This is a genomic window from Nostoc piscinale CENA21, from assembly GCF_001298445.1.
GTDB classification, from domain to species: Bacteria; Cyanobacteriota; Cyanobacteriia; order Cyanobacteriales; family Nostocaceae; genus Nostoc_B; species Nostoc_B piscinale_A.
The window spans coordinates 5,399,152-5,422,726 of record NZ_CP012036.1; the positions used below are offsets into that span (position 1 = coordinate 5,399,152).

Annotated in this window: 19 protein-coding genes and 4 pseudogenes; 15 read left to right on the forward strand and 8 right to left on the reverse strand. The window is 42.4% G+C overall.

All coding sequences use genetic code 11. The features are described from left to right. Positions 1-4: 4 nt before the first annotated feature. Positions 5-226 (reverse strand): peptidoglycan-binding domain-containing protein, encoded by a 222-nt coding sequence (locus tag ACX27_RS34230; protein WP_062295856.1) that lies wholly within the window; start codon positions 224-226, stop codon positions 5-7. Positions 227-792: 566 nt separating this feature from the next. Here ACX27_RS34230 and ACX27_RS23105 point away from each other — a divergent pair. Next, positions 793-1,000: pseudogene (locus ACX27_RS23105) on the forward strand (glycogen debranching protein). 145 nt (positions 1,001-1,145) lie between these two features. Here ACX27_RS23105 and ACX27_RS23110 read toward each other — a convergent pair. Further along, the gene (locus ACX27_RS23110) at positions 1,146-1,853 is read right to left on the reverse strand and encodes a Uma2 family endonuclease (protein ID WP_062295857.1); all 708 of its coding nucleotides are present in this window, start codon (positions 1,851-1,853) and stop codon (positions 1,146-1,148) included. A 110-nt stretch (positions 1,854-1,963) separates the two neighbouring features. Between ACX27_RS23110 and argS the strand changes: the two are divergent. Then, positions 1,964-3,731: pseudogene (argS, locus tag ACX27_RS23115) on the forward strand (arginine--tRNA ligase). A 282-nt stretch (positions 3,732-4,013) separates the two neighbouring features. Then, positions 4,014-5,655 (forward strand): annotated as a pseudogene (locus ACX27_RS23120) (serine/threonine protein kinase). A 55-nt stretch (positions 5,656-5,710) separates the two neighbouring features. Here ACX27_RS23120 and ACX27_RS23125 read toward each other — a convergent pair. Next, positions 5,711-5,920 (reverse strand): hypothetical protein, encoded by a 210-nt coding sequence (locus ACX27_RS23125; RefSeq protein ID WP_062295858.1) that lies wholly within the window; start codon positions 5,918-5,920, stop codon positions 5,711-5,713. Positions 5,921-6,278: 358 nt separating this feature from the next. Between ACX27_RS23125 and dapB the strand changes: the two genes are divergently transcribed. Both dapB and ACX27_RS23135 read left to right on the forward strand, forming a co-directional pair. Further along, positions 6,279-7,115 (forward strand): 4-hydroxy-tetrahydrodipicolinate reductase, encoded by an 837-nt coding sequence (gene dapB / locus ACX27_RS23130; protein WP_062295860.1) that lies wholly within the window; start codon positions 6,279-6,281, stop codon positions 7,113-7,115. Positions 7,116-7,229: 114 nt separating this feature from the next. Beyond that, positions 7,230-7,913 carry a hypothetical protein gene (locus tag ACX27_RS23135; protein WP_062295862.1) on the forward strand — a complete coding sequence of 228 codons (684 nt, stop codon included), beginning with the start codon at positions 7,230-7,232 and terminating at the stop codon, positions 7,911-7,913. Positions 7,914-8,094: 181 nt separating this feature from the next. On the opposite strand, the gene ACX27_RS23140 is transcribed toward ACX27_RS23135, so the two are convergent. The 3 genes from ACX27_RS23140 to ACX27_RS23150 all read right to left on the reverse strand — a co-directional run bounded on the left by ACX27_RS23140 (position 8,095) and on the right by ACX27_RS23150 (position 10,847). After that, positions 8,095-8,724, reverse strand: a complete 630-nt coding sequence (locus ACX27_RS23140; RefSeq protein WP_062295863.1) for a precorrin-8X methylmutase — start codon at positions 8,722-8,724, stop codon at positions 8,095-8,097. Positions 8,725-8,889: 165 nt separating this feature from the next. Then, complete coding sequence (locus ACX27_RS23145; protein WP_062295865.1) at positions 8,890-9,699, reverse strand: TPM domain-containing protein; 810 nt, start codon at positions 9,697-9,699, stop codon at positions 8,890-8,892. A 308-nt stretch (positions 9,700-10,007) separates the two neighbouring features. Beyond that, the gene (locus ACX27_RS23150; protein WP_062295866.1) at positions 10,008-10,847 is read right to left on the reverse strand and encodes a prephenate/arogenate dehydrogenase; all 840 of its coding nucleotides are present in this window, start codon (positions 10,845-10,847) and stop codon (positions 10,008-10,010) included. A gap of 121 nt (positions 10,848-10,968) precedes the next feature. Between ACX27_RS23150 and ACX27_RS23155 the strand changes: the two genes are divergently transcribed. The 3 genes from ACX27_RS23155 to ACX27_RS23165 all read left to right on the forward strand — a co-directional run bounded on the left by ACX27_RS23155 (position 10,969) and on the right by ACX27_RS23165 (position 14,305). Next, complete coding sequence (locus ACX27_RS23155; protein ID WP_062295868.1) at positions 10,969-12,534, forward strand: pentapeptide repeat-containing protein; 1,566 nt, start codon at positions 10,969-10,971, stop codon at positions 12,532-12,534. A 224-nt stretch (positions 12,535-12,758) separates the two neighbouring features. Further along, complete coding sequence (locus ACX27_RS23160; protein ID WP_062295869.1) at positions 12,759-13,352, forward strand: DUF1517 domain-containing protein; 594 nt, start codon at positions 12,759-12,761, stop codon at positions 13,350-13,352. A gap of 68 nt (positions 13,353-13,420) precedes the next feature. Further along, the gene (locus ACX27_RS23165; RefSeq protein ID WP_062295870.1) at positions 13,421-14,305 is read left to right on the forward strand and encodes a hypothetical protein; all 885 of its coding nucleotides are present in this window, start codon (positions 13,421-13,423) and stop codon (positions 14,303-14,305) included. 124 nt (positions 14,306-14,429) lie between these two features. Here ACX27_RS23165 and ACX27_RS23170 read toward each other — a convergent pair whose 3' ends face one another. After that, positions 14,430-15,050, reverse strand: coding sequence for a Uma2 family endonuclease (locus ACX27_RS23170; protein WP_062295871.1), 621 nt, complete (start codon positions 15,048-15,050; stop codon positions 14,430-14,432). A gap of 192 nt (positions 15,051-15,242) precedes the next feature. On the opposite strand from ACX27_RS23170, the gene rpsB reads away from it, so the two are divergent. The 7 genes and pseudogenes from rpsB (at position 15,243) to ACX27_RS23200 (ending at position 22,050) form a co-directional block, all read left to right on the forward strand. Then, the gene (gene rpsB, locus ACX27_RS23175) at positions 15,243-16,040 is read left to right on the forward strand and encodes a 30S ribosomal protein S2 (RefSeq protein WP_062295873.1); all 798 of its coding nucleotides are present in this window, start codon (positions 15,243-15,245) and stop codon (positions 16,038-16,040) included. A gap of 154 nt (positions 16,041-16,194) precedes the next feature. Further along, a complete protein-coding gene (tsf, locus tag ACX27_RS23180) occupies positions 16,195-17,139 on the forward strand; it encodes a translation elongation factor Ts (RefSeq protein ID WP_062295874.1) in 945 nt (314 codons plus the stop codon). Between the two features lie 8 nt (positions 17,140-17,147). After that, positions 17,148-17,312 carry a hypothetical protein gene (locus ACX27_RS32565; RefSeq protein ID WP_158507418.1) on the forward strand — a complete coding sequence of 55 codons (165 nt, stop codon included), beginning with the start codon at positions 17,148-17,150 and terminating at the stop codon, positions 17,310-17,312. Between the two features lie 110 nt (positions 17,313-17,422). After that, positions 17,423-18,239 (forward strand): annotated as a pseudogene (locus ACX27_RS23185) (hypothetical protein). A gap of 3 nt (positions 18,240-18,242) precedes the next feature. After that, positions 18,243-20,717, forward strand: coding sequence for an ATP-dependent DNA helicase RecG (recG, locus tag ACX27_RS23190; protein ID WP_062295875.1), 2,475 nt, complete (start codon positions 18,243-18,245; stop codon positions 20,715-20,717). A gap of 114 nt (positions 20,718-20,831) precedes the next feature. Then, positions 20,832-21,335, forward strand: a complete 504-nt coding sequence (locus tag ACX27_RS23195; protein WP_062295876.1) for a DUF192 domain-containing protein — start codon at positions 20,832-20,834, stop codon at positions 21,333-21,335. Positions 21,336-21,822: 487 nt separating this feature from the next. After that, the gene (locus ACX27_RS23200; RefSeq protein WP_062295877.1) at positions 21,823-22,050 is read left to right on the forward strand and encodes a DUF2949 domain-containing protein; all 228 of its coding nucleotides are present in this window, start codon (positions 21,823-21,825) and stop codon (positions 22,048-22,050) included. Between the two features lie 181 nt (positions 22,051-22,231). Here the strand turns inward: ACX27_RS23200 and ACX27_RS23205 are convergent, their stop codons facing one another. Beyond that, complete coding sequence (locus ACX27_RS23205) at positions 22,232-23,383, reverse strand: pyridoxal-phosphate-dependent aminotransferase family protein (protein WP_062295880.1); 1,152 nt, start codon at positions 23,381-23,383, stop codon at positions 22,232-22,234. Positions 23,384-23,575: the final 192 nt, after the last annotated feature.

Below are 23,575 nucleotides of genomic sequence, written 5' to 3' on the forward strand. Positions count from 1 at the left end.
TTATTTAGCAGCCTTGGTTCATTAACGCATACCAAGTATTAGGGCCGACAACACCATCAGCCACCAGACCATTAGACATTTGAAATTGTCGGACAGCATTTTCTGTCATCGGGCCAAATATACCATCAGCAGAGATAGAATAGCCTAATGCTTGCAAAGTTTGCTGCACCATATATACATCTGCGGTTTCACAGCCTTGTTGCAAAAAATAACCTGGATAAGACATTTTCTCTCCTATGTTTCAAATCTGAATTTTTTGTCAAATATTTATGACTAATGATATTTTTTATCTCCCTATTCCAGAAATTGAAAAAATAATTTATTAATCACAAAATTTGACTGATTGCCAATCCCAAATCCACCCATCAAATCTCATCAAAATTACTCGATATAGATTTGATATTGTGAATGATTTGGAATTTCATTTTCAAGAAATTAAGTATATTTTTGTTCGCTAATCAGCGAATGTCATCAGTTAAATTACGCAAGAAATGTATCGTGTAACATATTGCAATTGATGAAACTAGTAGCTAATTCGTAGACTTAGACACAACTCAATATCGTGTCCAGTAAAAGACTTATCATAAAGACCGCAGGGAGCAGGGAGAAAAAGAATTTTATGATTCGCCGGACATGATATGACTAAGCAAGCAGAATAGAAAAAGCTCGGTTAAGAAACTTAAGATAGATAACTTTTTGGCATCAGCCTAATAATGAATGGGTTTTTCGCTTTGCTAGTATTCTAAAATGACCAAATGCCTTGTTAATGTATAGCTTTCGAGAGGATACGCCATGACTATTTGGGTAAATGAGCAAATTGATCCATCGGGTATGATATATGCCTGCATTGCTTGTTGTAATGAGTCTCAAGCCAAAGATTGTCATGAGTCGTTTGAAAAAAAATTTGACAGCGCAGCAAAAAGCAGATGGTTGGATAGCTAGATTACGGATTGTTGATTCTTGGGATGAAGTACCAGTTAATGCCTTAAAGCTCAATTAATGGCTTTTGGGCTAGGTGAATATATTAAGGTTAAAATAATCAGGCTTGTGAGAATCACAGCTGACGCAGAAAGTCTGCTTGTTGAGACTGGGGGTAAGGGTTTTGCTCATTTATACACTTATACCCCTACACCCCTGAACCATATTTAAATCTCATCTGGATTAATACCCAACTCCCGTAACCTTTGCGCTAGTCTCTCAGCGCGTTGTTGTTCTTGTTGTGTGCGTTCTCTTTCTTGCTGCACTAACTCCTCTGGTGTAAGTAATCTTTGTCCAGCTTCGTCATACCAATATAACCACTCGCGCGTCCGCCCCAGATAAGTACCGCGTTCTCTACCAAGTGCTAAACCAATTTCTGGCATCCACACCCGCGAACCTGGTTGTAAGATGTATTCACTATTTTCTAAATGATAAACTTCTAAAGGTTCTCGTTTACGCCGATATCTCCGGCTGGGTACGTAAATTGCATAATATAAAATGCCTAAGTTGGCGTAGTCGATTTTTTTCTTTTCGTATTCGCCACCGTAGGTTTGTGAAACAACTTCTAAGGCAAAAATAGGAACAATACCATCTTCTTCCCAGAGAACATAGCTTAAACGTCCCTCTTCACCAATAAAACGTTCTACACCTATGCTGAGAAAACCATCAGGTACTAATTGCGGAGTGTTGGGTGCATAATAAATCCCCATATCAACACCGAAAAACCAATCGGTGCGTTGACTCCAGGCTAAAGCTAAAATCGCATCCAGTAAATTGGGAATCAGGTTTTGTAGTTCGTTATCCACTGGCGTATCATCGGAGTCGGGCAATTCTGCCGAGGATGGAAGGCAGCTGAGGGGGTTGTACTTTACCATGAAAATCCTCAGTTAGATTAGGTGATTATATTTTAAGGTTAAAATAATCAAGCCTTTGAGAATCTCTTTCTCCGCAGCCGCGTTTTGCCTGTCACAGATAACATTTATATATGAATGCTACACAAGAACAATTAAAAATCAAATTTGAGCAGGCAATGGTAGCTGCTTTCGGTAATGAATACGCCACTGTTGACCCAATTTTAGTACCTGCGGGGAATCCGAAATTTGGTGACTATCAAGCGAATGTGGCTTTATCCCTGAGTAAAAAAATTAGGACAGCAACCAAGAGCGATCGCTGCTGCTATAGTTGACAAGTTAGATGTTGCCCAAATCTGCGAACCACCAGAAATTGCTGGCCCCGGTTTTATCAATCTCAGACTTAAAACAGCTTACCTAGAAGCACAACTCAAAGCAATTCACGCCGACTCCCAGTTAGGTGTTCCGCCAGCACAAACACCACAGCGAGAAATTGTTGACTTTTCCAGTCCGAATATTGCTAAAGAAATGCACGTCGGACATTTGCGTTCCACCATTATTGGTGATTCTATCGCCCGGATTTTGGAATTTCGCGGACATGATGTTTTGCGGTTAAATCATGTGGGTGATTGGGGTACACAATTCGGAATGCTCATTACTTACCTGCGCGAAGTTTACCCCCAGGCTTTAACCACCGCCAACGCCTTAGATATCGGCGATTTGGTTAGCTTTTATCGCCAAGCGAAACAGCGATTTGATGCTGATGAAACCTTCCAAGAAACAGCACGCCAAGAAGTCGTGAGATTACAAGCAGGCGCAGAAGATACAATTCATGCGTGGAAACTGCTGTGTGAACAATCCCGCAAAGAATTTCAGGTTATTTATGACTTGCTGGATATCCATTTAAATGAACGCGGTGAATCTTTTTACAACCCCTTACTACCCGAAGTTGTGGAAGATTTAGCCAACTCTGGTTTACTTGTAGAAGACCAAGGCGCAAAAGTTGTTTTCTTAGAAGGGTATACCAACAGAGAAGGTGAACCGTTACCGTTAATTGTGCAGAAATCCGATGGTGGTTATAACTACGCCACCACAGATTTAGCCGCATTGCGCTACCGCATTCAACAAGATGCAGCCAAACGCATCATTTATGTGACTGATGCGGGACAAAGCAATCACTTTGCTCAATTTTTCCAAGTCGCACGCAAAGCCGGCTGGATTCCTGATGATGTAGAACTAGTACATGTTCCCTTTGGTTTGGTATTAGGGGAAGATGGTAAAAAATTCAAAACCCGTTCTGGAGATACTGTCCGGTTACGAGATTTGCTGGATGAAGCAATTATTCGCGCTCGTGCTGACTTAGAAAAGAGATTACAAGACGATAATCGCACTGAAACAGCAGAATTTATTGCCAATGTTGCCCAAGTTATTGGTATTAGTGCCGTTAAGTATGCTGACTTGAGCCAAAACCGCACCAGTAACTACATCTTCAGCTATGACAAAATGCTGGATCTCAAAGGTAATACCGCGCCTTATATGCTTTACGCCTACGCCAGAATTCAAGGTATTAGCCGTAAGGGTGGGATTAACTTTGAAGAATTAGGAGATCAAGCACAGCTTGTATTAGAGCATAAAACCGAATTTGCTCTCGCTAAATATTTACTGCAATTGGGCGAAGTGATTAGTACTGTGGAACAAGACTTGTTACCAAATCGTTTATGTGAATATCTGTACGAGTTGAGTAAAAAGTTTAATGTGTTCTATGATCGCAATCATGGAGTTAGGGTATTAGACGCAGAAGAACCACAGCGTACATCTCGTTTAGTATTGTGCGATTTAACCGCCAGAACCTTAAAACTCGGATTATCGCTGTTGGGAATTCAAGTCTTAGAAAGAATGTAAGTTAAAAAGGGAGTAGGAAGTGGGGAGTAGGAAATAAACCTTGTTAATGTTTGGCAGAAAAATGACGTTTTCAAAGCGTAAATATCCGCAGGCGTAAAATTTTCACCTTCTGCCTCCTGCCTTCTGCCTTCTTCTTCACCTTCACCTAATTTTCAAGATGCAATGTGTGAGCCTACTGTATCATGAAAAAGATTAAGCTGTGGCAATGAGGTGGAGGCTGTTCAATTTCGGGTGGCATATATCTGCTCATTCAGGATTTAGGACTCAAAACGCAGAACATCTATGTTAGCAGGCAAAATTTTGCAGGGTGGAAAATATACCCTCACCCAAGAAATCGGACATGGTGGCTTTGGTATTACCTTTAAAGCTACACATCACTACTTGGGTCAAGATGTAGTGGTGAAAACTATTAACGAACGCTTGCGGCAACATCCAGATTTTGCCAAGTTCGAGCGCCAATTCCAAGATGAAGCTAGACGACTAGCTACTTGTATCCATCCCAATATTGTGCGGGTGAGTGACTTCTTTATTGAAGATGGTCTACCATACATGGTGATGGAATACATTCCTGGTGAAACTTTGGGCAATGCTTTTGTCCTACCAGGGATACCCTTACCGGAAGCAACAGCTATTCACTACATCCGCCAAATTGGTGCAGCACTACAAGTAGTCCACAATAATGGTTTGCTACACCGCGATATCAAACCAGATAATATCATCCTTCGCCAAGGCACTCAAGAAGTCATACTAATTGATTTTGGGATTTCACGAGAATTCAATGGTGGTGTGAAACAAACTCACACCGGCATTGTTTCGGAAGGCTACGCACCCATTGAACAATACTTGACACAAGCGCCGCGCACACCAGCTACAGATGTTTATGGTTTGGCAGCAACCTTGTATGCTTTGTTAACAGCACAGGTTCCCATGCCAGCATTATTGCGCGATCGCGAAAAAAATGGCATCTCCCAAAGAATTACAACCCTACTTGAGTGCAGCCGTCAATCAAGCTGTGATGCGCGGTATGGCGGTTGATTCCCGCTTCCGTCCGTCAACTGTGGCCGAATGGTTACAACTATTACCGGGTAGTGAAAGCAAGAGTATTACCCAAAGTGTTGCCACTAATACAGTCGCCACCGTTGATTTATCAATGCAGCCAGGACGGGGGGTTTTTGGCAAAAAACACAAGGAATATCGTACAAAAAACCCGATCGCCGCATTTACCAAAACACTTGCAGATTCTAAAGCCTTAGTTGGTGTAGTTGTGGCTTTATTTGCCGCGAGTGCGGGTTTTGGCATCACTAGTTTATTGTCCTCCCAAACCAAGCCAAATTCATCTGCCACACCACTGTTTACTAACCCAGTCACACAATCAAGAGACAATAATTCTAATACTGAGGGTTCACAGTCAACGGCGGAAGCAAATAACACTAACAAAAATACTCAAACAACCACTGCAACCGAATCAGCGTATATTCCCAAACGCCGCCGACAAAACCGCTCAGAACCTAAACCACAAGCCACAACTAACCCTACCGCAGAAAATACTGCCGCCACCAACTCCGAAACTTCACCTCAGCAAAACCCCGAACAAGCTGCTGTTATACTAAATACCTCACCTACGCCTTCATTAGTAGATAAACTGAGAGCCTATCGTTCCAATCGAGAAACTAATCGGGAAAGTGCAGTCAAGCGATCGCCAAATAATACCCCACCTGTTACCACTAATCAAGCTACACCCAATCCATCAGGCAAGCGATCAAATCCTGTGGTGATACCAGTACCACCGCCCACCACAGAATCAAAAAGCTCAGATTCTTCAGCAGTAGTTGTCCCAACTGTAGAAAATAAGCAAAACTCTGCTGCTGACAGCCCATCCCCGAAAGATGACAAGTCACCAACAGAAAGTAACACTAGTAACTAAGTAATGGTTATTAACACGAAAATTTTGACTCAGCACTTTCAACTCAGCACTCAACTTAAGGGTTTAAAGTGAAAACGCTATCCTCTGGTGATTGTGTAGGGGCAGGGATAACAAAAGGTAATATCTGGGGGGGTTCAGCTGTAGTTGCAGCATTAGATGGTTGCAACTGTCCAAAACGAATGAAAATACCAATTCCCAAGCCAAAACAAAAGCAAAAACTAATAAAACCAAAAGAAAGTAATTGCATCAATTTTTGGTTTGCCATAATGCACTCCTCAAAAGATTGTATTAGTTTACTGCAACAAAACCAAAACTAGTCAAGGGTGTAAGAGTTTAGGGGCGAAATCAAGTAAAAAGTAAGAAGTTAAAAGTCAAAAATTCTCTGACTTTTGAATTTTGACTTCCCCATCAGAATGTATGTATTCAAAACCCTTACACCCTCACACCCCTATACCCCTTCACCCATTCTTCACGAATAACCTTTGTGCGTAAGTCCTTGAAACCTTGAACACCAGAAATAATAAAACTTTTACCTCCTGCCTCCTGCCTTCTGCCTCCTGCTACATTAGTGCTGCTTTCATGTCACTATGGACAATGGATAATTGACCATTGACCATTGACTTATGACAAATCAAACTCCGATTCCGGTGATTATTAACGGTGCTGCTGGCAAAATGGGTCGTGAGGTAGTCAAAGCAGTCGCCCAAGCACCTGATTTAACTCTGATGGGTGCAATTGACCGCAACCCCGAACTTCAAGGTAAAGATGCTGGGGAACTTGCTGGTTTAAGTGAACCTTTAGAAGTACCAATTACTGACCAATTAGAACCAATGTTAGGGTACGTGGCGGGTGAGCGACAGCTACCGCCTGGTGTAATAGTAGACTTTACCCACCCTGATTCAGTGTATGACAACGTAAGAAGTGCGATCGCCTATGGGATTCGTCCGGTTGTCGGAACTACAGGCTTAAGTCCCGAACAAATTCAAGATTTAGCCGACTTTGCCGAAAAAGCCAGTACTGGTTGCTTGATTATTCCTAATTTCTCCATTGGGATGGTGTTACTCCAACAAGCCGCCGTTACCGCATCACAATATTTTGACCATGTAGAAATTATCGAATTGCACCACAACCAAAAAGCTGATGCACCCAGTGGTACAGCAATTCAAACTGCTCAGTTATTAGCAGAAATGGGTAAAACTTTTAACCCAGCAGTTGTCCATGAAACCGAGAAAATACCTGGAGCTAGAGGCAGCATTGCTGATGAAGGTATTAGAATTCATAGTGTACGCTTGCCAGGATTAATTGCCCATCAAGAAGTAATTTTTGGTGCGGCTGGTCAAATTTATACTTTACGCCATGATACAAGCGATCGCGCCTGCTATATGCCTGGTGTATTACTGGCAATTCGCAAAGTCTCACAGTTAAAGTCGTTAGTGTATGGTTTAGAAAAGATACTCTAAAAGAAGAATGCAGAATTCAGAATTCAGAATCCAGAATCCAGAATCCAGAATATTCTGACTCCTGAATTCTGGCTCCTGACTCCTGTAAACACTAGCACTCAATACCCAGCACCCATGCTTGTTCCACTGACTCGCCAGAAATTTGAACAAATCATCCCCCTCATTGCTACTGGTCAGCAGTACAAGTACTACTGGGGGAAATTTTCTAATTTTTTACAGCGACTATTAGTTTCGGTAGTTTCTGTAGTTGTGGTTTTACTAGTGAAAGCCCTGTTTGGACTGGAGTTTGGCCCCATCCTATTTTTCTTGGGGGTAATTGGGGCGATGTTTTGGCTGTGGTTCCCAGTGTTTCAAGCCAGTGTGCGGAATGCTAAATGTCGTCGTTATAAGTACAGTGGCTTTTTCCGGGGACGAATATTAGATTGGTGGATTACAGACAGATTGATTGGTAAACAAGAAACTGTCAACAGCAAAGGCGAATTGGTAATTGTTGAAAACCGAGAGAAACGAATAAATCTAGAGGTAGGTGATGATACAGGGTTTAGCGTTGAGTTAGATGCACCTCTGCGGCCTTATCATAAAGCGATCGCCCGTGGTCAAATAGCGGAAATGATTGTCATGTCCAATCGTGCTGATTTAAGCACCATTGAAGATTTCAGCGATGTTTACATTCCCAGCCGCGACATCTGGGTTAACGATTATCCCTATCTCCGCCGAGACTTCTTTTCAGAAACCAGTCGCCGCATCCGCGAAGACCAACAAGACAGACCACGCCGACGACGACGGAAAACAGAGTGATACCAATTCGCAATTCGCAATTCGCAATTCGCAATTCAAAATTAAAAAACTTAGATGCAGCAACGCTTTCAGGATTTACATCTGTATTATATTTTTCGTGAAATGGTGTGAAGTGTGAAGGATGAAGTGTGAAATTTAATATTTCCCCTTCTGCCTCCTGCCTTCTGCCTCCTGCCTCCTCCTAACTTCCCCGACTCGCATTTTGTCCATAAGCTTGCCAAGCTAAATCTACCAGTCCATCAACAACAGCAGCAGCAACAACGGCATTTCCTTTGCGACTTTCAATAGTGATATAGGGAACTAGAGAATCTTGCAGGCGACTTTTATCCGTATCTACATCAATAAATCCGACTGGAGTTGCAATAATTAAAGCTGGTCGAATTTCTTCCGCTTCAATCAAATCTACTAGTGCTGTTAGTGCTGTTTGCGCCTGACCAACTACAAAAATGCCCTCTGGATAACGCTTGGCGAGAGTTTCAATTCCCCATGCTGCCAGTGTTTTTTCCTTTTGCGGACGTGTGACAGTTTCCATGCTGCAATAGACTGGGTTAGCGAACGTGCTTTGGATGTCGTAAGCAATACCTACTTGTACCATTGGGACATCTACTACAATTGTGGTGCGTGCTGCTAATGCTGCGGCACCAGCTTGCAAAGCATGTTCCGAAAACCGAATTAAAGATTTATATTCAAAGTCAGCAGTGGCGTATATCACCCGTCGCACAATTTCATACTCTGCTGGTGAAAAGACATGATCGCCAATTTCACTGTCGATGATTGCTAAACTTTGAGCATCAGTTACGTGCCATTCCATCACTATTCAGCGCCGATATACCAGCTTTCAGCTTATCAGCTAAGAGTGAGTGCTGAGTCAAAATCAACAGGACTTACACACGAGGTTATCATTTAAGACTGGGTGTAAGGGTGTAAGGGTGTAGGTGTTCTAAACCTTCACACCCTTGGTTATAACTACCAACAATCACAACTCCGCACTCGAAGAAGGACGACTGAACACAGGGGACAGGTAAGCCACTAAAGCACCAATGAAAAAGCCAGAAATATTTCGGACTAGGGGTAGCCAATCACTAGTGCGAGTTACTACTGGCCCAATACCGAAGGCGATAAACAAAATTCCCCATAATGGCGAGAAAATTAATGCCCATTGCCAAGCAACAATTTGTTTGTCGTTGCGGGGTTGGGCAGCAAATCCACAAATTATCCCACCAATGACTGAGGTTACTAGAGTGAGAATCCACTGTTCTCTGGGCAGTCCAGGTACAACGTTACAACCGCCTTTGAGTAAACAGCCTTTAACTGAGTCGAGGGCTTGTAAAATTGCTTGGTCTTCGCCTTGTTCCCGCACAAAGTACAAGTTACCAAAACGAGTTTGTAATTCTATCCAAAATGTTCTGGGTAAAAGCTCATAAACGGCATCACCCACACTAAAGCTGAGAATGTTACCGCCACGAGAATCAGCAACTAGCAGGATACTTTTATCATCTAAACCCCAATAATTGATCACTGCTCGACCAGGGGTGCGGTCGTACTGAGTTAATACTCGCAGTTTCCAGCCAGTATCGGTTTCAAATTGCTTGATATCTGAAACTAGCTTGTCTTCCTGAATATCAGTGAGCGTTTTCGCTAAGTCAATAACCGGAGTTTGGAAGTTCGGTAATAAATCAGGATTGTCATAAGCCAGTGCTGAGGAAGGATTTGTTAACCAAATTGACCCAGCCACTAAAAATATGCCAATAGATACTAGAATTCGTCGCCAAAAACAAGACTGCATGGATTCTCTTATACAAATATCAACACTAAAAGTGAACAAGTTGTTTTAAAAAGTAGGAGAGAAAAGTGATACTTCTTTACACTTGTTTACTTTACTCTAATATTAGGGTCGAGGAAAAGTGGGAAGTAGTAAATGAGGCAGGGGTGCAGGGGGCAGGGGGAAAAAGAAAAATGCTAGAAGAAGGTTGAGCGGAGTTTAAACCCGGTAATCTTCAGTTAGGTTTAATTTAGTCCTTCTACTCATAGGCCATGATAGCGATCGCTGTTTGTTGGTTCAGTGCTTTGGAATGCGAAAATTCAAATTCCTGCTTACTCGGTAAAAAAAGGTCTTGCTTGTTGGGTTGACTGCAATTTTGCTTCTAAGGTTTTCCAATCTTCTTGTTCAATCAAGTTAATAACTTCATTAATGTTTTGGCGATATTGTTGCAATGAACTCAACAAGGCTTGGCGATTATATTTTGCCATCATGACTCCCAATTCAGGGTTTCCACCACCGACTCGGCTGGTGTCACGGAACCCAGAACTAGCTAAATTTTGCGCTAATTGTAAAACTGCGGGGTCAGTTTCGCCCATACAAGCAGTAATTAAAGCAGCACTCACCATCACAGGTAAATGGGAAATCCAACTCACAGCGCGGTCATGTTGTGCTGGTTGACAATGGTAAATTTTTGCGCCCAGCGATCGCACAATCTCCTCTAAAATAGCGATCGCATCTTGGGGTGTATTCGCATCTGGTGTGAGTACGTAAGGTCTATCAACAAATAAATTTTTTTGCGCCGCTTCTATGCCACTATCTGCCGTTCCCGCCATTGGATGACCGCCAACAAACCGTTCCCACAACGGTGAAATTGCCTCGACTATTGGTGCTTTCACCGAACCCACATCAGTAATAATCGTAGCGGGAGAAAGATGTGCAATTAACTGTTCAACTTGGGGAACAATAAGGGCGATAGGCGTACAAATAAAAATTACGTCTGCGGCTGCTAACAAATTCATTTCCACAGATGCTTCATCCACACTGCCAAGGGCTACGGCTGTTTGACAGGTAGATTCCCGGCGACTGACTCCCAAGAGATGATGACCTTGCGATCGCAAATCATAACCCAAAGAACCGCCTATCAATCCCAAACCCAAAATACCAATATTCATAATTGATTTAGACTGCCTATTTTTTACGTATATTCTGCATACTTTATCAACTAAGGAAATAAATTTAATTCTTTTGCTTTTTGACTTTTAACTTTTTACTTAATATTTATGGGTAGCATCAATGACTGTAGAGGAATTACTCGAACAATACGCAGCAGGGGTTACAGATTTTAGCGGAGTCGAACTTTGCGAAGCAAACCTGAGTGGTGTCAAACTCAGTGGTATCAATCTGAGTCAAGCTAATTTGAGTGTAGTTAATCTCAGTGGAGCAAATCTCAGCGAGGCTGATTTGAGCCATGCTAAGTTGAATGTCGCCAGACTGAGTGGCGTGAATTTCGTGGGTACAAACATGAATCACGCTAGTTTGAATGTGGCAAACTTGATTCGTTCTGACCTCAGCCGCGCCCAAATGCGGGGTGCTTCTTTAGTACGTGCGGAGTTAATTCGGGCAGAACTGAGTCGTGCTGACTTATTTGAAGCTAACCTCAGTAATGCTGACTTACGTGAAGCCACCCTGCGTAAAGCCAATCTTCGTCGCGCTAACTTACATGAAACAATTTTAAAAGGTTGTACCTTGGCTGGTGCGAACTTAGAGATGGCGAACTTAAACGCCGCCGACTTACATCGTAGCGACCTCAGCGGTGCTAATTTACGTGATGCAGAATTTAAACAGGCAAATCTCACTCATGCTAACCTCAGTGGGGCTGATTTGAGTGGTGCAAACCTGCGTTGGGCTGATTTAAGTGGCGCAAACCTCAGTTGGGCTGATTTAAGCGGCGCAAAATTGAGTGGGGCGAACTTAATGGGGGCAAACTTAAGCAATGCTAATTTAACCAATACAAGTTTTGTCCATGCCAACTTGACAGAGGCGACATTAATTAAAGCAGAATGGGTTGGTGCTGATTTAACAGGCGCAACCTTAACTGGGGCAAAACTGCATTCTGCCTCTCGGTTTGGGTTAAAAACAGAAGGAATGATTTGTGAATGGGTTGATCTTAGCCCAAAAGGCGATCGCTCGATCATCCAAAAATTTGAAGCCGACGACCCACGGGAATTTTTTAACGAAACCCCCCCAACCATTAGAATTATCGTCGATGCAGCCTTAGAACCAGAAGCTAACTTTGCCCTTGCTGGTGCTTATTTCCATATCGCTCAAGAATATCGCATCATCAAACAACCCCCCAGTATGGAAATTGGCCGTCGCCGGACTGTATTCACATTCCGAGTCGACAGCGATGAAGCTTTGTTACCTACAGCCTGTCTGGCAATTCTCCCCTTTAGAGATGCTACTAATACCCACAAAAGCATTTATCAAGTGATAGAGATTTTGAATAAAAAAGATGTTCCTGACTTAGACACCAAAATATTCCATCGGGTGAAGCCACTGACTACACTCATCGAAGAAGCTATTAGTCAGGCTCAAACGATTCGGCAAATGAAAAAAAATCTGGAATTAGCAGCAAAATTAAATTTCTTCCGAGCGCCTACGCAAACAATCTTAACCAATTCCAGCGCCCAAACTCTGACAGTATATGATAATCCCTACTTTGGGAAAAAATTTATTCATACCTCAAAACTCGATGCCGCATTTTTAGCAGATAAGACTTCTGATACTGCCACAATTACATCACTTTCGTTAAATATAGTTGTAGATTTTCTCAAAAGCTTTCACTATATCAATGATTAAAGGAGAATTCAGGAATCAGAATTCAGAAGTCAGAATCAGAAAGTGGGCGTTTTAAATTTATTTATTCATCTGTTCTGCGGCTGGATGCAGCCACTTATCGAGGACATCACCAAAACGGTACTGCTTGACCAGAATTTATACTGACTTCTGACTCCTGGCTCCTAAATTCTGTTTTGATTAAAAAATCACAGGTTTTGCCAGAAACGAATTTTTGGAGGTAGCAAATGCGTGATACCTTTAACAAAATGGTTGGTCGGACTCGCTATGTAGTCTGTCGGTTATTTATTCACTTGGGTGGGTCAGATGTTGCACCAATTTTAGGCGTATTAAATCGTGGTGCCAGAGATGCGATCGATTCTGAAGGCGATATGCAGGTTTTAGGAGAAACATTAGTCGAACTGTGCGAAACGCTTCTGCGCTACGATCAGGATTGGATGTCTGCTGCCAACGAAGGCGATGTATTTTGGAGTGAAGGCGAAGCAGGTGATTATATCAACGAGTTATTTACAGACTCGGCCGAAAGATACGGTGCTGATATAGATTGGGATTCTCCTTCGGACTTTGATGAACCTTTATCTCTTCCAGTGACACGCAATGTTGTGGTGATGATTACCGTAGCCTTTGAAGGCGAAGTACCAGAGTTAGAAACCGACCTATCGAATATTCAAGCACTCAAAGAAGGTTTAAAAGCCCTAATCAATCTGCACTACAAACACAAATTCAAAGCGATTCAAGTACATTTTTCACCAGCGCAGTTAGGTGATGAATTGAACAACGATGAATTGTTGCAATATTACCCAGAATTGATACCTTTGTAAGTTGTTGGGTTGTCCGCACACCAACCATTTTGAGAAGTTGTTAAGCTCGGAGATAAGACAATACTGCAATGATCATGACCATATTACGTAAATTTACAGTTGTTGTTTTAGCCTTGAGTTTGTGTATAACAACTGTTGCCTGCGGCGGTGGCGAGCAAACTACTCCTACAGGCCGGAATGTTAGCCAAACTTCTACTGCCACCAAATTAAATGATGGTCAGTATCAAGTACAACAAGCGACCTATGATGATGGTACAGGAGAGTACACACTGTTTTTACTAAACAGTACACCTCCTACTTTTACAACCGAAAACTTGCAAATGGCCAGGCTGACCGATGACGAAATTAAAGCAGGTAAAAAATCTTACCTGAAAGTAGAAAACGGCCAGCCAGCTTTATACCTGACAGAAGATTTCAAAATTGAGTACGTCCACAACGTGACTCAAACCCAAAATAATCCCCAAACTGGACAACAGGAAACAGTTGTCGTCCGCAGAGAAAACAGCTTTTGGTCACCATTTGCTGGTTCTCTAGCTGGGAGTATAGCAGGTCAGGCAATCGGTAGTCTGTTATTTAGACCCCAATATTATGTACCCCCTGTTTATCAACCAGGCGGATTAACTGGTTTTGGTGGTTACGGTTCCAGCTACGACCAAGCAGTTAGCAGTTACCGCAGCCGCTATAATGCACCACCCGCAGCTGTGAGAAATCGTACAGCTTTCCGTACTACAGGCAATATTAGAAGTACTTATCCTAGTGGTTCTAATGTTCGCACTACCACCCCTCGCAGAACTACAGTTAACCGTCCTAGTGGTTCTGGTTATGGCGCTAGTGAACTGCAACCATCAGGTAAATCTAGTACTACCAGACGTAATTCCGGTAGTAGTTTTGGTAGTGGTGGCCGGAGTCGGACTCCTAGCCGTAGCGGTGGTTTTGGTAGTAGACGACGTTAATCAATTCAGTTAGTGTCAAACTTGTGTAGGTTGGATTTTTGCTGGCTTTTTGAAGGGTACTGAGTAAAATCCAATCTACGCATTTTTTATCTTAATTTTTTCAGTTGAATTACAAATTCAAAATTTATACCAACCCAGCTTGAAAAATTTGATTTGGAGTCAGATGTAATTCAGGAAAAGTTTTAGAGATCATGCGATCGCTATCTCTAAACTTACTAATCTGATATTCTCCATCAACTAAATTACACACAGAGATTGTCGGTTGTTTGGGATTACCAATGAAATTACGTCCACCCAACGCCGCATAGTCAATAATCCAATACTCAGCGATACCCATCTCCTCATAGTCAGCATATTTTAAGTGGTAATCGTCTCGCCAGTTAGTTGATACAACTTCAATAATCAAAGGTATTGATGCACCCAAAGTGATGGTAGATGCTTTTTTCCATAATGGTTCATTTGCCAAATTTGCCTGATTTATCACTAACACATCAGGAAAATAACCAGAATCTTTTTCCAGAGGTCTAACCATCGCTTGGTTAGGTATCAAGAAAGGAAGGTCTAATCGAGAGAACTCAACGGTGACTTTTTTTGCAACAAAACCCTTAATTTCTTCGTGATCTCCTACTGGTTGTGCCATTTCAACAATACTTCCATTATGTAATTCGTAGCGTACTCCTGAGTTTTCAGGTAGCCAATCCACAAATTCATCAAAGGTTACTAGCTTGGGTATGGCTTGAGTCATAGATGACAGAAAATTGTTGTGCTGGAAATATTATCTCTAATTTCAGAAGGTTTACCCCTGCTTTTATTCACAATTAACACAACTGTGTTACCCTAGTAGAGTTGTCTAAATTCCGCACATCCAGGAGTTCGGGTGTTTTCTTATGAAAATACGCCTGGGTGGAGGTTTAACCCGAATAGGAGTTAAGAATATATGCCAGTCGTTTCATTGGCTCAAATGATGGAGTCAGGAGTTCACTTTGGGCATCAAACCCGTCGCTGGAACCCAAAAATGTCTCCGTACATTTATACTGCCCGCAATGGTGTACATATTATTGACTTGGTGCAAACAGCCCAGTTGATGGAAGATGCTTACACTTACATGAGAACCCAAGCGGAGCAAGGTAAGAAATTCTTGTTTGTTGGTACTAAGCGTCAAGCAGCAGGAATTATTGCTCAAGAAGCATCTCGTTGTGGCGCTCACTATATTAACCAGCGTTGGTTGGGTGGAATGCTCACCAACTGGTCAACTATTAAAACACGTGTAGAAAGGCTGAAGGATTTAGAACGTCGGGAAGAAAACGGCGCTTTAGATTTGTTGCCGAAAAAAGAAGCTTCGATGCTGCGTCGGGAAATGGCAAAGCTACAAAAATACCTGGGTGGGATTAAAACCATGCGGAAAGTCCCTGATGTGGTAGTAATTGTAGACCAACGCCGGGAATATAACGCAGTTCAAGAATGTCAAAAACTGTCAATTCCCATTGTGTCCATGTTGGATACCAACTGCGACCCAGATGTTGTGGATATTCCTATCCCAGCAAATGATGATGCTATTAGATCCATTAAGCTGATAGTTGGTAAGTTGGCGGATGCAATTTACGAAGGTCGTCATGGCCAACTGGATGTAGAAGAAGAATACGACGATTACGAAGGTGCTGAGGAAGATTACGATTACGACGAAAGTGATTACTCAGACTCGTTGCTTCCTGACGACGAAGATGAAGACGAATAAATAAAGTATGAAGTTATGAAGTATGAAGTAAGAAAGATTAAATTTCAGACTTCAGACTTCAGACTTCAGAGTGTCTTCACTTTCTGAGTAAGATAGAAATACTCAACGCCCGTAAGCGATAAAAACTCTAGGTCAAGTTAGGAATTGAGGCAACATGGCGGAAATATCTGCAAAACTCGTCCAAGAGCTACGCCAAAAAACTGGTGCCGGCATGATGGACTGTAAGAAGGCGCTGAAAGAAACTGACGGCGACATCGAACAAGCGATAGATTGGCTACGTAAAAAAGGTATTACTTCTGCGGGCAAAAAAAGCGATCGCATTGCAGCTGAAGGTCTAGTAGACACCTACATTCAGCCTGATGGTAAAGTAGGTGTACTAATAGAAGTTAACTGCCAAACTGATTTCGTTGCTCGTAATGACGCTTTTAAATCTTTGGTTAAGAGCCTAGCACAGCAAGCCGCCACTGCTGAGAGTGTTGAGTCTTTGCTGGCTCAACCTTACATTGGAGATAACAGTGTAACTGTAGATGAATTCATCAAGCAAAGCATTGCTACACTTGGTGAAAATATCCAAGTACGCCGTTTTGTCAACTTTGCAATAGCAGACGGTACAACCGGAGTAGTAGATAGCTATATTCACACTGGCGGTCGTGTTGGTGTATTAGTTGAGCTAGAATCTGCCTCTGAGTCGGCTGCGGGTAATGAAGAATTCAAAGGGTTGGCACGGAATGCTGCTATGCAAGTTGCAGCTTGTCCCAACGTTGAGTATGTCAGCGTAGACCAAATCCCTGCCGACATTGTCCAAAAAGAAAAAGACATTGAAATGGGCAAGGATGATTTGGCAAACAAACCAGAGAACATCCGAGAAAAGATTGTTCAAGGACGGATTGAAAAACGTCTCAAAGAAATGACTTTGCTCGATCAGCCTTATATCCGCGACCAAAGTATTTCTGTAGAAGAATTAGTCAAGCAAGTTAAGGCTAAAGTTGGTGCAGAAGTAACAGTTAGTCGCTTTGTGCGCTACATCCTCGGCGAAGGTATTGAAAAACAAGAAACTAACTTTGCTGATGAAGTTGCAGCTCAAATCGGGGCGAAGTAATTTAGTCCTTGGTCATTGGTTATTTGTCATTGGGAGCCAGTGCGTTGGGGAGACAGTGGGTTGCGGAGGTTCCCTCCTTTGTAGCAACTGTCGTCGGGTTTCCCGACTCCCTCACTGGCGTTAGCGCAGCAGGAGCGTCACCCGAAGGTTCATTAGAGAAAAATAACCAATAACTCTTTTTAAGACAGGTCAGTTACACTAAACTGACCTGTATTTTATTATTAGAAAATAGCTGCGTACATTTGTACCATAAGCAGGTTCTGATGGGCAATTACGAAAAGATATGGCGAGAGCAATTGAGCGAATTGAACGGGATTTGGCGATGCTGGAAGAAGCGATACGTGCGATCGCAGCAGAACTCCAAAGTGCTTATACTGTTTATCTCACCCTCTTAGGTGAAGCTGTGCGGAAGCAGTTAATTCTGGCAAGTTATCATCTGTGTACTCAGGGGTATCCCGAAAATTTTTTAAAGTTGTCGTTAAGTCAACGGCAAAAATTACAACAAGCCATCCGCAAACTCGGAAAAGAGCTATCTGAAGAATTACTCACCTATATGAATGGTGAAATAGTTACAGAAGATGAAAATGAGGAGAACGCAGCAGAAGGATATCTGGTGAGTGAGAAACCAAAACTCAATCCTCCTGATTCTTCTAACCCTGTAGAAATAGCCAAATGGCAAAATCGCTTGGAAGAATTAACACAACAGGCGCTCAAAAGAGTTTCTCATGATACAAATGTGTTGTTGCAACAAGCTGATATTCTGCCCAAAAAAAGTCCCAGAACCAATTTTAGAAGCAGCCGCCGCAGCCTCAGAAGCAGCCGCCGAAGTTATGCCAGGGCCGCCAAATCTCCTTAACTTGGTCATTGAAATTGACAACGAGCAAGACGAGGAAGAATCGAGTTTGACACAGATTATGACAATTAATTTGCGGCTAGGAGAAATTGAATTTGCCGATGCGACCCTAGCATCTAGCCGTAAACAAATTCGGAATATCTTAGTACAACTCCAAAAACTCGGACGAGAATATCAAAAAAAACAACGGGAACGTTCAATTGCAGAAGCCGAAGCAGCTTGGCGCTCAAGTTGGTATGAGGATTAGTCAATGACTAATGACACACCAGATTGGATACGCTTACATAAAGCCTTGGCTGTAGAGGCAGAAAATGGCTTTAAAGACTTGATGGGCAGACAATACCGCTTTAGTGAATTTCTCAGCCTGACTTTTGGGAAATTTCCGGCGGCTTTGCCTGCTATTGAGCGTCGCCGTTGGCAAGAATTAGCAACAAAATTTGCCGACTATCCCAATTTGGCAGTCAAAGACAGACAAAACTTAATTGCTACCACTCGCAGGTATCTTGACCAACTGCAAAAACAACTAGAAGATCCAGAGGAGTTAGAGAAGCAGGGAAAAAATTATAAATCAAAAATTCCCAATTCTACGCCTGTGGTGAATGAAGTCAGTCGCAGACTAGCACCCAGAATTGACCAAAAACTCAGCGACTTGCCAGAAATAGGTATTCGCAAAGCTGATAAATTAGCAGCTTTGCGTTTGTACACGGTGCGAGATTTGCTGTTTTACTATCCCCGCGACCATATTGATTATGCGCGTCAAGTCAATATCCGCGAGTTACAGGCGGGTGAGACGGTCACTATTGTGGCTAGTGTAAAGCGTTGCAATTGTTTCACTAGCCCCAAAAATCAAAAATTATCAATTTTAGAACTGGTGCTAAAAGATAATACCGGACAAATTAAAGTCGGTCGCTTTTCGGCGGGGGCGCGGTTTACCAGCCGTGGTTGGCAAGAAAGTATGAAACGCCGCTATCCAGTCGGGAGTGTGGTGGCGGCTTGTGGGTTGGTGAAAGAAAGTAAATACGGCTTGACACTAGATAACCCAGAATTGGAAGTTTTGGCAAATCCAGGAGACACCATTGAATCTTTGACTATTGGGCGGGTAGTGCCAATTTATGCCCTGACCGAGGGGATAATGGCGAATATGATGCGTCAGGCGGTGATAGCAGCTTTACCTGCTGCGGCTGCTCTCAAAGACCCACTACCCAAGGGTTTGCGAGAAAAGTATAATTTGATGGAATTGAAAGATGCGATCGCTAATATTCACTTTCCCTCTGATAGCGATACTTTACAAGCTGCCCGCCGTCGTCTGGTCTTTGATGAGTTTTTCTACCTGCAACTCGGTTTACTCCAACGTCAGCAACAAGCCAAAGCCATTCAAACCAGCGCCGTACTTGCGCCTAAAGGACAATTAATTGAAAAATTTTACGAAATCTTACCTTTTCAACTGACTGGCGCACAGCAACGAGTCCTGAATGATATTTTGAATGATTTGCAAAAAACCACACCAATGAATCGTTTGGTACAGGGCGATGTTGGTTCTGGGAAAACAGTCGTGGCTGTGGTAGCAATTTTAGCGGCAATTCAATCTGGCTACCAAGCCGCCTTGATGGCTCCTACAGAAGTCTTGGCAGAACAACATTATCGTAAGTTAGTTAGCTGGTTTAATTTATTACATTTGCCTGTGGAATTGCTCACAGGTTCCACCAAAACTGCCAAACGTCGAGAAATTCATTCATTATTAGCCACAGGGCAATTACCTTTATTAGTAGGCACTCACGCCTTAATTCAAGACCCGGTAAACTTTCACCGCTTGGGTTTGGTCGTCATTGATGAACAACATCGCTTTGGGGTGAAGCAACGGGCGTTACTACAACAAAAAGGTGAACAACCCCATGTTTTAACAATGACCGCGACTCCCATTCCCCGGACATTAGCCTTGACAATTCACGGAGATTTAGATGTCAGCCAAATTGATGAATTACCACCAGGAAGGCAAAAAATTCAAACCACTGCATTAACTAGCCAGCAGCGTAACCATGCTTACGACCTCATCCGCCGCGAAGTTGCCCAAGGTAGGCAAACTTATGTGGTGTTGCCTTTAGTGGAAGAATCTGAGAAATTAGACTTGCGATCAGCAGTAGAGGAGCATCAAAAGTTACAAGAAACCGTCTTTCCCGAATTTCAAGTCGGGTTACTGCATGGGCGCATGAGTTCCGCCGAGAAAGACGAAGCCATTACCAACTTTCGAGATAACAAAACCCAAATTTTAGTATCTACCACAGTAGTTGAAGTTGGTGTAGATGTACCTAATGCTACTGTGATGCTCATTGAAAATGCAGAGCGATTTGGTTTATCTCAACTGCACCAACTACGGGGGCGTGTAGGTCGGGGTGCGGCTCAGTCTTATTGTTTGTTGATGAGTAGTTCTAGAAGTCCTGATGCTCAACAACGGTTGAAGGTCTTGGAACAATCACAGGATGGCTTCTTCATTTCGGAAATGGATATGCGTTTTCGTGGCCCTGGTGAAGTGTTGGGAACTCGCCAATCGGGTGTGCCAGATTTTACCTTAGCTAGTTTGGTTGAAGATGAAGAAGTATTATTACTAGCACGGCAAGCCGCAGAGAAAGTTATCGAGATTGATGTTACCCTAGAACGCTGGTATTTGATGAAAGAAGAGTTGAAATATCGGTATGACAGATTAATGGGAGGCGCTATTTTAACTTGACTCAGGATTATGAAGTCATAATTGCCCATAAGACCAAAAAAGATACTAAAAGAAGTGGGCTTTCTGGGGGAAATTCTGTAAAATCAAAATTTAAATAACCAAATGGCAAATTTTATGATACGTTGGCTAAGTTTACTGCCAATCATGCTCAGTCTGTTTCTCATGGGATGTTCTACGCAAACAACAGCCAAGACTCCCATTGCAGTGCAGCAAACTGGTCAAACACTACCAATTGCGGCTAAAGCAGTTGTTCCCAACGGTACAACGATTGAGTTAGAAGTGGCAGTGACTCAAGAACAGCAAGCAAAAGGTTTGATGAATAGACCTGCATTGCCAGATAATCGCGGTATGTTATTCAAGTTTCCGTCTGCACAGCCTGTGCAGTTTTGGATGAAAAATGTACCTGTACCACTGGATATGGTCTTTTTACAAAATGGCGTAATCAAGTATATTCAGGCTTCTGCACCACCTTGTGCTAGTGAGCCTTGTGCAACTTATGGGCCAAATGTACCTATTGATACTGTCATAGAATTGCGTGCAGGACGAGCTAAAGAATTGAAACTTAAACCAGGAGATAATGTCAAAATTAAATTTTTAAATCACAGTACCTTACGGTAATAAGACTTAAAAACCTTGGTGTAATTAGACATAACAACATTTCATCAATAATTTTTCTGTAAAAAAACTGTTAAGTAGATGTGAACTCGCAAATTATTTTTCAAGCATCTAATATGATGACAAAAATAGTAAAAAAAACTACTTAAGAGGTAAAATAACAATCTTAAGGTTTCATAGCGAAAAATCTGCCTTTTGGCGTAAGTGTAAACAGTGTGGCATAAGGGAGCATAGGCTATGGAATGTTTGTTACTCAAGGTGTAATTAAATAGAACACTCAGGCAAATTCAGTATGACACTTATTTGACTTGCCGACGTGCTACTAGAAAACTGAGCAAACCCATGATTTAAACACGGGAATTTCGTGGTTTTTTAGGGTAAGTGTTCTATTTGCGGATTATCAAGCAATATTTTGGGATATTAATCCGGTAATTGCACAGACTCAACTGAAATAGTAGCTGCGGACAAAAGAGGAATGGTGAATTTATCTATGAGCATACAAACTAGACAAGGAGGTGAGTTACAAATGTCACCATCAACATATTCAAGGCTGATTCATTTTTTACAGGAAGATTTGTCAATTTCGGCAGCATCTTTGGCAGTAGCTTTACGGCATCGGGAACAAGACCCAGGGCCTTTACCGATGATTCTTTGGCAGTATGGGTTGATTACGATGGAACAGTTAGAACAAATTTACGATTGGTTAGAAACTGTTTAAGTATGAAAACTCTTGCAGGAGAAAATCAGGTATGTCACATCCAAACGGCCTTGTTCCAAGGCTGATATACAGGAAAACTGACTTTTACCAAGCCTATTTATGTAAGTCCAGGTTGAAAGAGCGAGTTAAAGATGGTAATTCTACTCGCTCTTTTAATTTATAGACCAATCACTATTGACTATTAACCATTCAATACTTTAGCTGCTGCCGCTACACCAGCACCCGGAGTAAAGTTTTCATAACCGAGTTCTAGCAGTACAACTTCTAGGGATGCTATGCAGCTAAGAATATCGCGATCGCTCACAAAACCCAAGTGACCGATGCGGAAAATTTTATTTTTCAAATGGTCTTGACCACCAGCTAAGGCAATATCAAAGCGTTTTTTCATCAACGAGCGAATTTTATCCGCTTCAATATTTGGTGGTGCTACGGCTGTAATAGCTGGACTAGCACAGTCATCAGCTGCAAATAAAGGTAAGTTTAAACCTTTAATAGCGGCGCGAGTCGCATTCTTTTGGCGTTCGTGTCTGCCAAAAATAGATTCTAAACCTTCTTCTTTCATCATTCCCAAGGTGGTATGCAGTGCCACAATCAGATTTACTGGGGGAGTGAAAGGAGTGGTATTTTTGGCAGCAGATTTCTTGTATTTGCCTAAATCTAGATAATATTTCGGCAATTTAGCTGTTTTGTAAGCTTCCCAAGCTTTGGCGCTGACAGCCACAAAACCCAAACCAGGGGGAATCATGTAACCTTTTTGAGAACCGGAAGCGACGACATCTAGTCCCCACGCATCCACAGGTAAATTAAATGCACCCAAACTGGTGACAGCATCCACAATAATTAAAGCTTCACCATGTTCTTTAACGTGGCGGTTGATGGTTTCCAAATCGTTGAGAACGCCAGTGGAGGTTTCGCTGTGGGTTACAATGACAGCTTTAATTTCTTTGGCTGTGTCGGCTTGTAGTTTGTCCGCAAACTGCGCTGGGTCTAAAGGTTGACCCCATTCGGCTGTAATGGTTTCCACATTCAACCCGTAAGCTTGGCCGACTTCTGCCCAGCGTTCACCAAATTTACCATTACTACCAACCAAAATGCGATCGCCAGGCGATAGAAAATTAATGATCCCGGCTTCTACTGCACCTGTACCGCTAACATTCAGCATCAGCACATCGCTTTCGGTTTGATGCAGCCATTTGAGGTTAGCTGTCACATCTGCCAAAATGTTACTAAACTCATTGGTACGGTGTCCGATGGGATGTTTAGCTAAAGCAAGTAAAGCAGCTTCTGGCACTGGTGTGGGGCCAGGAATCATCAGCATCAGCTTATCTTCCATATCTTTGTCCTGATAGTCAAATAAAAGTTAAAAGTTTAGGGGATGGTTAATTCTGGAGCAAAATTGACACATATTTATTTGCGGGTTGCACCAGTATTTTCTGTATTCTCCAAATCTCTAAAATTATGGGTCAGTTTGACCTTTTCCAATGCTTGAGAATTCTCGATAACCTGAAACTCTGGTTGTAAGTAA